At 46.8% G+C, this 13536-nt stretch carries 14 protein-coding genes and 1 pseudogene; 1 reads left to right on the forward strand and 14 read right to left on the reverse strand.

The genetic code is table 11. The features are described 5' to 3' along the window. The 8 genes and pseudogenes from ACZYR9_RS26240 to ACZYR9_RS26275 all read right to left on the reverse strand — a co-directional run. Nucleotides 1–254 (reverse strand): annotated as a pseudogene (locus ACZYR9_RS26240) (hypothetical protein); the annotation flags it as partial. Between the two features lie 328 nt (nt 255–582). Then, nucleotides 583–1599 (reverse strand): tripartite tricarboxylate transporter substrate binding protein, encoded by a 1017-nt coding sequence (locus ACZYR9_RS26245; RefSeq protein ID WP_488981337.1) that lies wholly within the window; start codon nt 1597–1599, stop codon nt 583–585. Between the two features lie 32 nt (nt 1600–1631). Next, a complete protein-coding gene (locus ACZYR9_RS26250) occupies nt 1632–2648 on the reverse strand; it encodes a zinc-dependent alcohol dehydrogenase (protein WP_488981338.1) in 1017 nt (338 codons plus the stop codon). A gap of 90 nt (nt 2649–2738) precedes the next feature. Then, on the reverse strand, nt 2739–4019 hold the full coding sequence (locus ACZYR9_RS26255; RefSeq protein ID WP_488981339.1) for a TRAP transporter large permease: 1281 nt from the start codon (nt 4017–4019) through the stop codon (nt 2739–2741). Continuing rightward, nucleotides 4016–4594, reverse strand: coding sequence for a TRAP transporter small permease (locus tag ACZYR9_RS26260; RefSeq protein WP_488981340.1), 579 nt, complete (start codon nt 4592–4594; stop codon nt 4016–4018). Before ACZYR9_RS26260 ends, ACZYR9_RS26255 begins: the two co-directional genes overlap by 4 nt. A gap of 83 nt (nt 4595–4677) precedes the next feature. Then, nucleotides 4678–5718 (reverse strand): TRAP transporter substrate-binding protein, encoded by a 1041-nt coding sequence (locus tag ACZYR9_RS26265; protein WP_488981341.1) that lies wholly within the window; start codon nt 5716–5718, stop codon nt 4678–4680. A gap of 97 nt (nt 5719–5815) precedes the next feature. Continuing rightward, nucleotides 5816–6187, reverse strand: a complete 372-nt coding sequence (locus ACZYR9_RS26270) for a Rieske (2Fe-2S) protein (protein WP_488981342.1) — start codon at nt 6185–6187, stop codon at nt 5816–5818. Beyond that, complete coding sequence (locus ACZYR9_RS26275) at nt 6184–7323, reverse strand: amidohydrolase family protein (RefSeq protein ID WP_488981343.1); 1140 nt, start codon at nt 7321–7323, stop codon at nt 6184–6186. Before ACZYR9_RS26275 ends, ACZYR9_RS26270 begins: the two co-directional genes overlap by 4 nt. A 504-nt stretch (nt 7324–7827) precedes the next feature. Here ACZYR9_RS26275 and ACZYR9_RS26280 point away from each other — a divergent pair. Further along, the gene (locus tag ACZYR9_RS26280) at nt 7828–8592 is read left to right on the forward strand and encodes an IclR family transcriptional regulator (protein ID WP_488981344.1); all 765 of its coding nucleotides are present in this window, start codon (nt 7828–7830) and stop codon (nt 8590–8592) included. Nucleotides 8593–8700: 108 nt separating this feature from the next. On the opposite strand, the gene ACZYR9_RS26285 is transcribed toward ACZYR9_RS26280, so the two are convergent. The 6 genes from ACZYR9_RS26285 to ACZYR9_RS26310 form a co-directional block, all read right to left on the reverse strand. Continuing rightward, nucleotides 8701–10206 (reverse strand): tripartite tricarboxylate transporter permease, encoded by a 1506-nt coding sequence (locus tag ACZYR9_RS26285; protein WP_488981345.1) that lies wholly within the window; start codon nt 10204–10206, stop codon nt 8701–8703. A gap of 12 nt (nt 10207–10218) precedes the next feature. After that, on the reverse strand, nt 10219–10668 hold the full coding sequence (locus ACZYR9_RS26290) for a tripartite tricarboxylate transporter TctB family protein (protein ID WP_488981346.1): 450 nt from the start codon (nt 10666–10668) through the stop codon (nt 10219–10221). Nucleotides 10669–10758: 90 nt separating this feature from the next. After that, a complete protein-coding gene (locus tag ACZYR9_RS26295) occupies nt 10759–11775 on the reverse strand; it encodes a tripartite tricarboxylate transporter substrate binding protein (RefSeq protein ID WP_488981347.1) in 1017 nt (338 codons plus the stop codon). A 29-nt stretch (nt 11776–11804) separates the two neighbouring features. Then, complete coding sequence (locus tag ACZYR9_RS26300; RefSeq protein WP_488981348.1) at nt 11805–12437, reverse strand: RraA family protein; 633 nt, start codon at nt 12435–12437, stop codon at nt 11805–11807. Between the two features lie 63 nt (nt 12438–12500). Beyond that, nucleotides 12501–13151, reverse strand: coding sequence for a GntR family transcriptional regulator (locus tag ACZYR9_RS26305; protein ID WP_488981349.1), 651 nt, complete (start codon nt 13149–13151; stop codon nt 12501–12503). A gap of 98 nt (nt 13152–13249) precedes the next feature. Continuing rightward, nucleotides 13250–13536: Rieske (2Fe-2S) protein (locus ACZYR9_RS26310; RefSeq protein WP_488981236.1), on the reverse strand; the 287-nt coding region annotated here is incomplete at its 5' end.

The raw sequence follows: 13536 nt of genomic DNA on the forward strand, positions 1-13536 counted from the left end.
AGCAAATCCACTTTCGCGAATTCCGGATCGGAGCCCGAAGGAAGTCCATTATCCGGTCTTGCATCATCGCGTTCCAGCGGAATCGGACGAAACATGAGAAATGGCAATGTCATATTGTGGGCCTTCAATCTGTCCCACCATACCCGCGGCAAATAAGGCTTCAAATCGTCGTAGCTTTTGACACATTGATGCACATCGCAATCGATAATCCCGTGATTAAACCTAGAAGCTTTCCTCGTCGTAGACGCTTCCATATTATTTTCTACCTCCCAAGGTTTTGGATTTGTAGTTATTAGTCATTGACCTCAAGCCTCGTACAATGAAGCTTAAAATAAACCCTACCCTACATGAATAGAACCGCAGTATTACATTTTATTTGTAAACGGTTCCATTTTGGTTCCAGCCATTACGGTTCTGTTACCTCTTTCTTCCGTCACACCCTTCGACAGATCCTTGATCCCCGCTTTTTCGAGCACCATGCTTTCTTGATTTTAAACGTTTAACTAATATCTAATATATCACACAATCTTTATATTCCACATTATAGCACAATCAACCCATCTGTCAATTCACTTTTCTATCTTATTTCTGTCTTTTTACGACCTCGGCAACCACTTCCAAATCTTTTAGATCCTGCTCCAGCATCTTCTTAAAATCTGTCCCATTCTGATAGTCAATGAACAAGTTTTGTTTATTCATGAACTCGATAAATTTGGGATCCTTCACTGCCTTGGCAAGGGCATCCTCCAAAATGCGTATGATCTCGTCAGGCGTGCCTCCAGGTGCGGCAAGGCCGCGATAAGCATGGGCTTTCACATCAATCCCTTTTTCCTTCATGGTCGGTACATCCTTAAAATATCCTTCAGCTCGCTTATCCGCCATAAGCGCCAACGGACGTAGGCCTCCGCTTTCGATGTGATTTTTCACTTCACCGATGCCATAAATTCCGAATTCAGCCCTTCCGCCCAAAACCTCTACAACGGCCTGCCCTGTGCCTTGGAAAGGAATCGTTACGAAATCCAGATTAGCCGCTTCGGCAAAGGGAATGCTATAGTAGCTTGGTGTGGAGGAGGAAGCGAAATTCAGCTTTCCCGGATTGGCTTTGATATCGGCAGCCAAATCTTCAAATGTTTGATACTTCGATTTGGAGGAAACAACGACCATGGCAGGGTCCGTATTAATTTTACCGATAAACTTAAAATCGAAGGTTTTAAATGGCGCCAGACCGAGCACGGGAAGAGCCGCAATCTCACGGTTGGCCGCCGTTAATTTATATCCGTCGGGCTTCGCCTGAAGCCCTTCACTCATACCTACCGCACCGGATCCGCCGGTTTTATTCACAATGACGACATCCTGACCAAGTACCGTCTTCATCGATTCAGCCAAAGCACGCCACATCATATCCGTCCCGCCTCCGGCAGCAAAAGGAACAATGATTTCAATGGGTTTCGTTGGATAATTCACGGCCTTTTTTTCTTCTTTATTTTCCGTTTTCGTATCGGCCGAGCTCGAATTGACGGTTGGATTACCGCAGCCTGAAGCGAATAGTGTCATGACAAGCAGAGAGCCTGCTGCGAAGATGGTCGATGTTTTTTTCATACTGGTTATCCCCCTAATGGTATAAGCTCAAATCACGAGCACCTCAGCAAAATTTTCATGACGCTGCTTCCGCTTTCCATTTGCTTGAACCCTTCCTCCAACCGCTCCAAAGGATAGACTTCCGTAATCAAACGATCCAGCGGTAATTGTCCGGATGCGGACAGCTGTATCGCTTTTTCAAAATCTTCATGCTCATACACCCGGGCTCCGGACATGTTCAGCTCCCGCCAGAAAAACCGGTGCAGATCGACTTTCGGCGGCTGAGCAAAAATCCCCACCACTACAATTCGGCCACGGGTACGGGGCAGCTGGGTCATCACTTCCGCTCCGGCAGCCGAGGAGGTCACTTCGAACACGACGTCAGCTCCTGCCATGCCCGTTTGACGATTGACATAATCGACGATGTCCGCCTCTTTCGGGTTTATGGTATCCAACCCAAGCTCTCCGGCCAGCTCCAGGCGAAACGGATTGATTTCTGATATCAATACGTTTGCTCCCGCTTCTCTGGCAACTAGAGCAATCAGCATTCCAATCGGTCCCCCGCCAAGCACGACCACATATTCCCCGCGCTTCACTTCACCGATTCTCACATCGTGACAAGCCACAGCCAGCGGTTCGATCATGGCCCCGTGCTCCAGGGACAAGCTCTCCGGAAGACGGTGCAAGGTAAAGGCCGGTACCGTCCACAAGCCTTGAAAAGCTCCTGCCGTTTCAATCCCGAGAAATTTCAAGTTCTGGCAGATATGCTTGTGTCCGGCCGAACAGGCTGGACATTGACCACAGGGACTTAGAGGCATGACTGTAACACGGTCTCCGATCGCGTAATCGGTAATGCCCTCTCCTAACGCATGAATCACTCCCGACATTTCATGACCCATCACTTGAGGAAAGGTCACTCTTTTGTCCATGTGTCCGTGAAAAATATGCAGATCCGTTCCGCAAATACCGGCATGCGAAACCTTAATTTGAACTTCCCCTGCAAGGGGCGGCACACTGATGCATTCTCCCACCCGAATCGTTCCGCTTCCTTCATAAAACACAGCCTTCATGGTCATTATCTCCCCACATTGATATTTAACGTTTTAATCCCGCAAGAGATCTCCGAATCGTATGGTCTGTCCGATATCCCGCTGCCTTCTTTACATAAATGAAGGAAGCCATGTAGATAAGGCAGGTATATAGCTGATAATCAGTACATCTACGAATAAAATACCTAAATAGAGCAAAACCGGCCGGGTCAAATGACTCATTTTTAATTTAGCGATTTGACAGGCCACTACCAGATTTACAGCTACCGGCGGAGTTAACATGCCGATCGCAACGTTAACCACCATAATGATCCCGAAGTGAACCGGATCAATACCGAATAAGACAGCAATCGGGGCCAAAATAGGAGCTACAATAATTATGGTGATTAAGGCTTCCATAATCGTTCCGGCAAGAAATAGAAAAATATTGACCAGCAACAAAAAGACGATAGGACTATCTGAAAATTCGGCTATCGCTTTTCCCAGTCTTTGCGGAACCTCTTCTATGGTCAAGATGTACCCGAAAATGGAAGCATAACCTACAATCAGCATGATCACTGAGGTAGCAAGAACAGATTTGGCTAAAATAGGCATTAAATCCTTCCATTTAATTTCTCGATAAACGAACATCCCAATGATAAAACCGTAAACCACCGCAACAACGGAAGCCTCTGTAGGTGTAAACCAGCCTTTATAGATTCCTCCAAGAATAATGAAAGGCATAAGCAGGGCTAACGACGAATCCCAGAATGCTTTCCACAAATCTTTCAACCATTGACGTTTGCTTGTGCGATGGACAACATCAAAGCCCTTCACCCTGGCGAAAATAATAATGGTCAGTACGAGGGAGAGACCAATCAAGAGGCCTGGAATAAACCCGGCCAAAAACAGACTACCAATCGAAACATTGGCTACCAAGCCGTAAACGACCATGGGAATGGACGGAGGGATGATGACCCCAAGCTCACCCGAGGCTGCACAGGTAGCCGTAGCGAAGTTTTTCGGGTACCCCTTCTTCTCCATCGCCGGAATGAGCGTCGAGCCTACGGCTGCCGTAGTCGCAGACGAGGAACCCGAAATAGTCGCAAAAAACATAGAGGTTAGTACGGCAACTGAACCTAGACCTCCCCTGAACCAGCCTACCAAAACATTCGCGAGGTTAATTAGTCGTCTGGACATGCCACCGGTCTGCATCAGGTTGCCTGCCAGGATAAAGAAAGGAACTGCCATCAGGGCGAAGGAATCCAAGCTTTCAAATATGGATTGACCCACGACTATAAGAGGAATCCCCTTCATATATAATGCCACTAAGGATGCAAAACCCAGACAGGCCGCAATGGGAACGTTAATGAACAGAAAAACAATAAAGGAAATGAACAACAACGATATCATACCGCAATCTCCTTTCTGTTCTTCTCATAGTCTTCCATCGCAGCCTCGATTTCTGCGTTTACCTCTTCATCCGAAGCGTTAAGAATATCTTTTTTATTGACATAAATATCGACCAGCATTGTCATCGTATTCAATATTGTTAATGCTGCGCCAATGGACATCGCCGAGTATACATAAACCATGGGCACCTTCAGAACGGGAGCCTTTTCGGAGAAACCGAATTGCGCCATTTCCAAACCGACAAAGAAAATGCACCCATAGAAAGCAAGAACAAGGATATGGGAGCTGATTTTCAATATTTTGCCCAGCGATGCCGGAACGACTTGAATCAGAATTTCAACGGCAAGCGATTCGCCTCTTCGCGCCATGATCGCAGCACCGATAAAAATCGACCAAATCATGAGGTACCTTGCCAATTCCTCCGTCCATGGCACAGATGCCTGAATACCCAAGCCGCCGAGAACAAACCGTACGAACACCTGCAAAAACACAACCGCAGTCATAAGTCCCAAAGCGGATCCAACAAGGTACTCCATCACTTTATTTAACTTGTCAACGAATTTGATAAGCAACAAAATATCAACCCCATTCTAACGTTGGCTTAAAGGGTAAGGATGGAGGCAATGTGAACCCCCACCACCATAGGCTGCCAGTCTATTCACTTCTTTGCGGCTTCAATCTCTTCCAGAAGCTGCTTACCGTTCGGGATTTCCTTCAAGATGGCATCGTAAACCTTATCGGTCTGCTCCTTCAAAGCACTGACATCCGTTTCAACTACCGTAACGCCGGACGCCTTTATTTTTTCGAGCGAATCGCTGTATTCTTTTTTGTAGTATTCCGTTTGGAAGGCCAACGCTTCTTTAGCCGACTCTTGAACGATCTTTTGTTGGTCCGGACTCATCTTATCCCATTGGATTTGGGACATGGTAAGAATCAGCGGCAAGTAGTGAATCTTGGTCATGTTGTAATACTTGGCAACTTCAATAAATTTATCCATAATAAATTGGTCAGGTGTCGTATCCCCTCCGTCTACCACCCCTTGCTGCAAGGACAAATACACTTCGGAATAAGCCATTGGCGTCGGCTGTGTTCCTAACAGCTCATAAGCTTTGATATGCCCCGGCGCTTGCATTGTTCTGAGCTTTAATGATTTCATATCCTCAGGCTTATGAATAGCTTTGTTGGCGAAAACGTTACGTTCCACTACGCTCATATACCCTAATCCGATAAGTCCATGCTTTGGGAGCAAATCCAAATATTTTTGACCTACGGGACCGTTAAGCACTTTATTCGCCTGATCTATGCTGTCAAATAAGTAAGGCAGGTCAAAAATCGTCAGCTCCGGAATCGTATTCACCAAGGAGGCCTGATTCGTAATCGATAAGCCTTGCACTCCTGTACGCATGGACTGAATCATCTTCGAGTCCCCGCCTAATTGGGATTGGGGAAATACCGTAATTTTTATCGAACCATTGGACTTTGCTGCAGCCAATTCCGCCATCTTGTCAGCCATCACCTGGAAGTGGCTGTCCTGGGCTAATACATGTCCAAATTTCAGTTCAACGGTCTCGGCCTGGCCTCCAGCCCCTCCGCTTGCCTGATTACCGGTAGCTTGAGTGCCGCTCGTTCCGCATCCGGCCAATAGAGTGCTTAATGCCAGTACCGCTGCTAATCCTAAAGTCAATCCTCGCTTCTTCATCAAATATGACCTCCATCTCACATAGATATTCGGGGATCTGAACTCTTGCTTTTTACACATAAAGCCAGGCTACGAGCCCGGCTTTATGTGTAATGGCTTAAAGGTGAACGTACACCTGATTCTCCTCCACGGATACATCGTACCGCTCAACGGTAACATCATAGGTCTTCGTCCTCATTTTCGGATCCGTGATCATGCGGCCCGTCTTGATGTCGAATTCCCATTGGTGCCAAGGGCAGCGTACGATCTCGCCTTCACGTTCATAAGTAAAATCTCCCGGGCCGGACGAGATAATGTACGACGCCGTGATACCGGAGCAAAGCTCAGCCCCCTGATGTGGGCAGGTGTTGCGGAGCGCATAGTATTGTCCCGCTATATTATAAACACCGACGCTTCGTCCTCCGGCCTGAATGATCTTTTTGGAGCCCTCGGGAATTTCGGATGCTTTTCCTACGAGAAACCGGTTCATGCCTCCGCACCTCCTTGTTCACTTCTTCGTGCGGGGAGACGGTACAAATCGGCTGCATTCTGATAAAAAATTTTTTCCCATAGCGCATCATCCATCTTAGGGAACGTCAGCAGCGGGGAATCGAAATCCCAGTGCGGGAAATCGCTGCAGTACATTAAGCACTCATCGGCATAAATCGCCTTCATCATTTGATGAAACAGCTCTGTGTTCGGAGGCATTTCAATCGGCTGCGAGGTCACTCTAACATGGCTGCGGAAATATTCGCTAGGCGCTTTTTTCAGCCATGGTGTTTGGAAGCGGAGACTTTTCCAATCGGAATCCAGCTTCCATAAGAACGGTGCAATCCAGAACGCCCCGGCCTCTTGAAGCACAACCTTCAATGTCGGGAATTTTTCGAATACCCCTTCAAAAATAAAGCTCGCCAGGTGGGCCATCATGACCTGAGGCCTTGCAGCCCTGTATTCGGGGTAGTACGTTACATAGCCTGCTCCTGTCGGACCTTCATTAATACCGAGCCCTTCAGTCAATACATGGATGTTAAACGGCAGATCATGCCGTACACACGCCTCATAAATCGGATGGTAAAAACGATTTCCATAAGGCTTCTCAGCACCGCTCGCCACAATGACCTGAACCATGTCCGGATGCGATCCGATCCGGTCGATCTCTTTGGCTGCAAGCAGCGGATCCTGCTTCGCAATAAAAGCGGAGCCTTTCAGCCTGCTGTCCTTGGAGGTCCAATGCTCTATCGTATAATCATTGAGAGCAGAACAGATCGCTGCAGCATAATCAGGGTCGGGTGAAGCCTGGAACGAGTAATCACTGCCGGTTAAAATGCCGTACTCGACATTAAACGGATCCATATGATACTTGCTCAGATATTCCATATCTCCCCGTCCGCCAAGGGGATTCGTACCATCGGGAGGAGCGGAATCAACGGTTAACCCCTGAACTCCGCCGTTTAAATAAATCGGACCCGGAAGCCTCCATCCCCACAAATCAATCTGATCGCGGTAAAACCTGGGCAAGTTTTCTTTGATGGCGGATACGGGGGCAAGATGATGAACGTCGCAGTCAATAATCGAGCGTTTCATTCGAACCTTCTTTTCCGGTGTATTGACTTCTGTTAATGCCATTAGTTATCACTCCTTCGAAGAATTAATAATTAACCATGCAAATCCATTGCGATAAAAGACCCCTATTCCAAATGAATTGGCCAAGCTTGCAGCCTTGCTATTGTCCATTGCAAATGACGGGACCTCCCCCTTCCTTTCGTCACGTGTTGAAATCGCTTTCAACAAATCGAAATCACGTCTTCAGCCACCACTTTATACTCCATATCGATGTCTGAATCCACATGTTTTCACATATGAGATATTTAATTTTCCGTATATGTAATATATTACTTTGTATGCGTTTTCTTGTCAAACCAAAAATTCCTTAAATTTCATATACAGGGAAACGGTTTTCATATATGATAAAAAGTATATTGCGTTTAACCTTACTTATGACTCATTTGCCGGGTATAGCCATGCGCGAACCTTCTCACTATCTTTGTAACGTCATGGATAGTCATATACTTCGACCGCGTACGCTATGCTATAATCAGGGTATCATCATGTATATTTGGGGGTTATCCGATGAAAAACAAGCCTTTCCTGCCGGTCAAATCGGCAGACAGGGTGTTTGACATACTAGAAGCGCTGGTAAAGCATAGCGACGGGCTTCATATTCGGGAGCTGGGCAAAAAGCTCAATATCGCCGACAGCAGCATCCATGCGCTGGTGCATACGATGCTGCAGCGCAGATACTTGAAGATGGATGATTCCCGCAAGCTTTTTCTCGGCTCCAAGCTTTATCAGTTTTCCAATATGCTGTCAGCCACGCCTCTGGTTCCAATAGCCAAGCCCATTATGAAGCAAATCAAAAGTAAATTTAACGAAAATGTCCATCTGGCTGTTCTGGACGGCTTGGATATCGTCTATATTGCTTTTGAGGAATCGACCAATCCCTTACGCTATCATATGGAGGTCGGCAGGGCTCAAAGCGCCTATGTTACGGCTGTCGGCAAAATGCTTTTGTCCGCTTATTCCAATGAACAGATCAGGACGCTCTATGAGGGATATACATTTGAAAAGTTGACCGCTAATACCATCACTAGTGTGGACGAGCTTATTGCGGAGCTGGAACGGATTCGAGAGAGGGGTTACAGTATGGATGATGCTGAATCCTATGAGGCCTGCAAATGCTTTGCCGCACCCATTTATGATTCAACCAATCAGCTGATTGCCAGTATGAGCATTTGTATTCCATTCGTTACGGCCCAGGAGAAAAGAGAGCCGGAGATGATCGCAACGATTAAAGAAGCGACAAGCCGCATCTCCACTCTGCTGAAGGACAATTAATGAAGCAGCCTGACGGAACGAACCCAGCACCTCATAGAGGACTGGGCTCGGATACAGTCATCACATTTATTTTATGATAATAACTAAAATATTTATAGGATGAAATGGTTAAGCTTCAACGTCATCGGCAAGAAAACCTCTTTTGTTTTTCACACTGGAATAGATGCTGAAGATCAAAATAATCGTAGCAATCACCAGCAGCGTTCCGGAGATCGGGCGGTAGAAGAAGCCCATAAAGTCTCCCTTGAAGAAGATTAACGATTGCAGCAGAGAAGTCTCCAGCATTTTACCCAATACAAAAGTCAATACGAGTGGTGCTAAAGGAATATCGAGCTTTTTCATAAAATAGCCTACAATCCCGAACAAAAACATGATCCCTACGTCCCAAAGACTGTTGTTTACGCTATAGGCACCGATGACGGAAACAACAATAATCATGGGATAAAGCAGCTTCCCGGGAACCATGGCAATCTTCGCCCACATCCCTGCCATCGGCAGATTCATGATCAGGAGAATCGTGTTTCCGATGAACATACTTGCAATAATCGCCCAGACAATGTCAGGGTTGGTTTGAAATAACGTGGGGCCTGGAGTAAGGCCGTGCATGATAAAAGCTCCAAATAGAATCGCAATGGTCGGTGAGCTTGGAATCCCCAGAGTGAACAAGGGAATCATGGCCGATCCGCAGTAAGCATTGTTCGCCGTTTCCGGTCCTGCAACGCCTTCGATCGCGCCTTTACCGAACCGTGACGGGTCTTTGGCAAGCTTCTTTTCCAAAGAATAAGATAAGATGGCGGGGATTACGGAGTTGGAGCCTGGAATCAATCCTGTCAAAAATCCGATTCCTGTTCCGCGGCCAATCGCCTTTAAGGTAGGAGGCCATTCTTCCCTTTTGGGGAGAAGTCCTTTTACCTTGGCCGGCTTCTCGGCCTTAGACATGTTCTCCATACCGAAAAGCACCTCGGAAATTCCGAATAAGCCCATCGTAATCGTAACAAAATCCAGACCGCTCATTAAAAAGGGCTGTCCTAAATCAAAACGTACGGCTCCTGAAATCGTGTCCATGCCGATTAAGGATAAAATTAAACCCAATAGGGCGGAAATCAATCCCCGGACCAATGATTTTCCCATTAATCCGATAACCATGACCAGCCCTACTACAATCAGAGCAAAAAATTCGGGAGGACCGAATTCCAAGGCCATGGCAGCCAGCGGAGGAGCAACAAACACGAGCCCCAGCGTTGTGAAGATACCTCCGATAAAGGACCCGATACCGGCAACACCCAGTGCAGTTCCGGCCCTTCCTTGTTTGGCGAGCGGATGACCGTCGAGACAGGTGATAACGGAGGCTGCTTCACCCGGGGTATTAATCAGGACTGAAGTGATGGTACCGCCATAGAGGGAGCCGTAATAAATACCCGCTAGCATGATGATGGCGGATACGGGCTCCATCGAGAAGGTGATCGGCAGCAAAAGAGCTGTAGCAGTGGTCGGGCCTAAGCCTGGCAGGACGCCAACCAGCATCCCGATGGTGACTCCAATTAAACAATAAAGAAGATTCCACCAACTCAACGCTGTCTCAAATCCCGTAATTAGTTGTGCAAACGACTCCAAATTATTTCCTCCTTACCATCCGAGTGCGTTCACAGGTAGTGGAACACCCAACAACGTATAAAACACATAAAATACAAATAATGAAGTGACGATCGAAATGCCTAACGCCGAATACCACTTATATTCCCGAACCAGAGAGATAAACAATAATACGACCGCGGAAATGACAAACCCTGCAAAATCGACAATAACGATAAATACGAGCAGGGAAGCGAGAGCAACCAGTACACTTGCTAACGGTCTTCCTTTAGGCAATATTTCCGAAAAGTAGATCATGCTTTTCTTAATCGATTCCCATAGATACATAAGCGAAAGCACGATCAAAGCGCTGCAGATCCACCTGGGAAGAAACCCGGGCCCAGGACCCGTGACGGTATAATAAGGATAAGATAAAGACTGCCAAAGCATAAAGCCTGAAAATCCGAGCAAAAGCAAAGCCGCCCATACACCCGCGTTCTTCAATCCTACACACCCTTTCTCAAAAGTACAGGGTCAAAACATCGGAAAGGGACGGGAGTACACAGATCATGCCCCGCCCCCCCTTCCTAATGATTATTTCTTTTGCTTGTTCACTACCTGTACGATGGCATCCAATGCTGTGGTATCTTTTTGAATCATTTCTTGGAATTGCGATGCATTCAAGTAATCAATGAACAGGTTTTGCTTATTCATGAAATCAACAAACTTTTGATCCTTCACGGCTTTGCCAACCGCTTCTTCCAATACTTTTACAATTTCATCCGGAGTGCTTTTAGGTACGGCAATCCCGCGGTAAGTTCCGGCCCAGTCAACATTAATTCCTTTTTCCTTTACTGTCGGCACATCCTTGAAGAAGCCTTCAAGACGTTTGTCATTCATGACGGCAAGTGGAAGCAGATCTCCGCTTTCGATTTGGGATTTCACTTCACCCGGGTTATAAATTCCGAATTCGGCTCTGCCGCCCAATACCTCTACAACCGCCTGGGCTGTACCTTGGAAAGGAATCGTAACGTAATCTAACTTTGCAGCTTCAGCAAATGGAATACCATACAAGCTTGGTGTGGAGGAGGAAGCGAAATTCAATTTTCCAGGGTTGGCTTTGATATCGTTAATCAGGTCCTCAAACGTTTTGTACTTCGATTTGGAGGAAACAACGATCAAGGCAGGGTCTCTGTTCAGGTTCCCGACGAACTTAAAATCGGTTGTTTTAAATGGCGCAAGACCGAGCAGCGGATTGGAGACAATCTCGCGTGTTGCCATGACCATTTTGTACCCGTCGCCTTTGGCTTGAGCCACCTCGTTCGTTCCAACGGCACCGGATCCGCCGGTCTTATTGACAACCACTACATCTTGTCCAAGGATAGGCTTCAACGCTTCAGCTATGGCACGGCCAACCAGGTCCGTTCCACCGCCGGCTGCATAAGGAACGATGAGCTCGATCGGCTTTGTTGGGAATTTAACCGCTTCTTGCTTAGACGCTTCCGTATTGGAGCCCCCTGTTGATGTCGATCCTTGATTGCCACAGGCCGTAGCGAGTACCATTGCCCCCAGAAGCAAACCAACCGTTCCAAGTTTCATCGTCTTTTTCATAGTACGTCCCCCTAATTTTTCAATTAAATTTATAAGATACCATAGGTTTGAAACACTTCAGAAACCTTCATACCTTCCCGAATTTTGTCACGAACCAGATTTTCTCCGCTGACCTTTTCCAGCGCCTGCTCGATGACCTGCTTTTCTATTGCCTTGGGAATCACCACAACCCCATCCATATCGCCAAAAATGAGATCTCCCGGCTGAATGGTGACTCCGCCGCATTCGATCGTGACGTCAACCTCGATTACTTCATTTCGTCCCAATGAATCCGTAGGCCGAAATCCAATGGAGAATACAGGGAACCCCAATTCGATAATTTTTCTGGCATCTCTAACCAAACCGTCAATGATGGCTCCTCTTCCGCCCGCAACCTTTGTCGCCGTAGACATCAGTTCGCCAAAAAAGGCTGATCGTTTAGAGCCGTTTACCGCTCCGACAAAAATCTCGCCCGCCTCAATGGCATCCAGCACTTGAATCTGCTTCCGGTATGGGTGATCGGGGATCCGATGCACGTCGGCTACCTGGACGGTCTTCGCTCGGCCCACAACAACCATTTCCGGAGTCAGCGGTCGAATATCCGGATGCATGGTCTGATTTCTGCAGCCTAGAGAATCCAGAATATCGGAAATAACGGCGGAGTACAGCTTGTCTTGCAGCATGTCATAATACTGCTGGGATTCTGGCAAGCACTCTCATTCCCTTCCCATTATGAATTGAAACTATCACTTTTTCGTCCGCCACCAGACTTTGATATGATCGCTAAAAATCGTTTCCGCTTCATCCACATCGCCGTTTTCCAAAGAACGAAGAAGCGGAAGGTGACTGTCCGCAACCGCTTCCAAGTTAGGAATATAGATTTGGGTCGCGACCGCAATAAATCGTTTGATTTGAATATTGATCTGATTCCACTGCTGAGATATGACTTCATTGCCGCATCTCTCATAGAAATAGCCATGAAATTGCATGTCATATTCAATCAATTGGAATACATCATCCTCTTTGGCACACCTTTTCATTTCCAAATAAATCCGGCTCAATTCCTCAATGTCTCTGGATGTTAATAAAGGGAGCGTTTTTTTGACGGCGAAGCCTTCAATCAGCTCCCGCATTTCGTAGATATCCTCTATTTTCTTTTGCGTAATATCAGATACGAATGAACCTTTATTATGCTTACTAATCAGCAATCCTTCTTGTTTCAGTCTTTCCATGGCCTCTCTGACAGGAGCTTGACTGATCCCAAAAGAATTCGCTATATCCAAAACGACCAGCCGGAAACCAGGATAAAATTCTCCCTTTAAGAGCGCTTGTCTTAAAGACAGATAAACGCGTTCACTGAGTGAATCCCCTTCCGGATCCAATTTAAGCGTTATCATGCTTCAGCTCCCAGAATCCCATGACTAAATTATCGGTAATTTTATTTTGAAATTTATCGAGAAAAATAACGATAGTAATGGTCAGTCCAATACATCCATTAATCCATGTGTACCAATACTCTGTTGTTTTCAACCGATACATCGTATACTTTCACTCTGTATCTGTCCGGATCGACCAGCGCTTTGCCGGTCTTCACATCGAACTCCCAGCCATGCCACGGGCAGGTCAGGATTTCGCCTTCTCTGCCGTAAATATACTCATGCGGCTTGGACTCCAGCGTCGTTCCCGTGAATTTCCCTTTGCACAGCTCGACCTGCTGGTGCGGACATACGTTGCGGATCGCATAGTATTCTGTGCCGCTGTAGTATACTCCGATGCTTTTGC

The sequence above is a fragment of the Paenibacillus sp. F024 genome, from assembly GCF_057814255.1.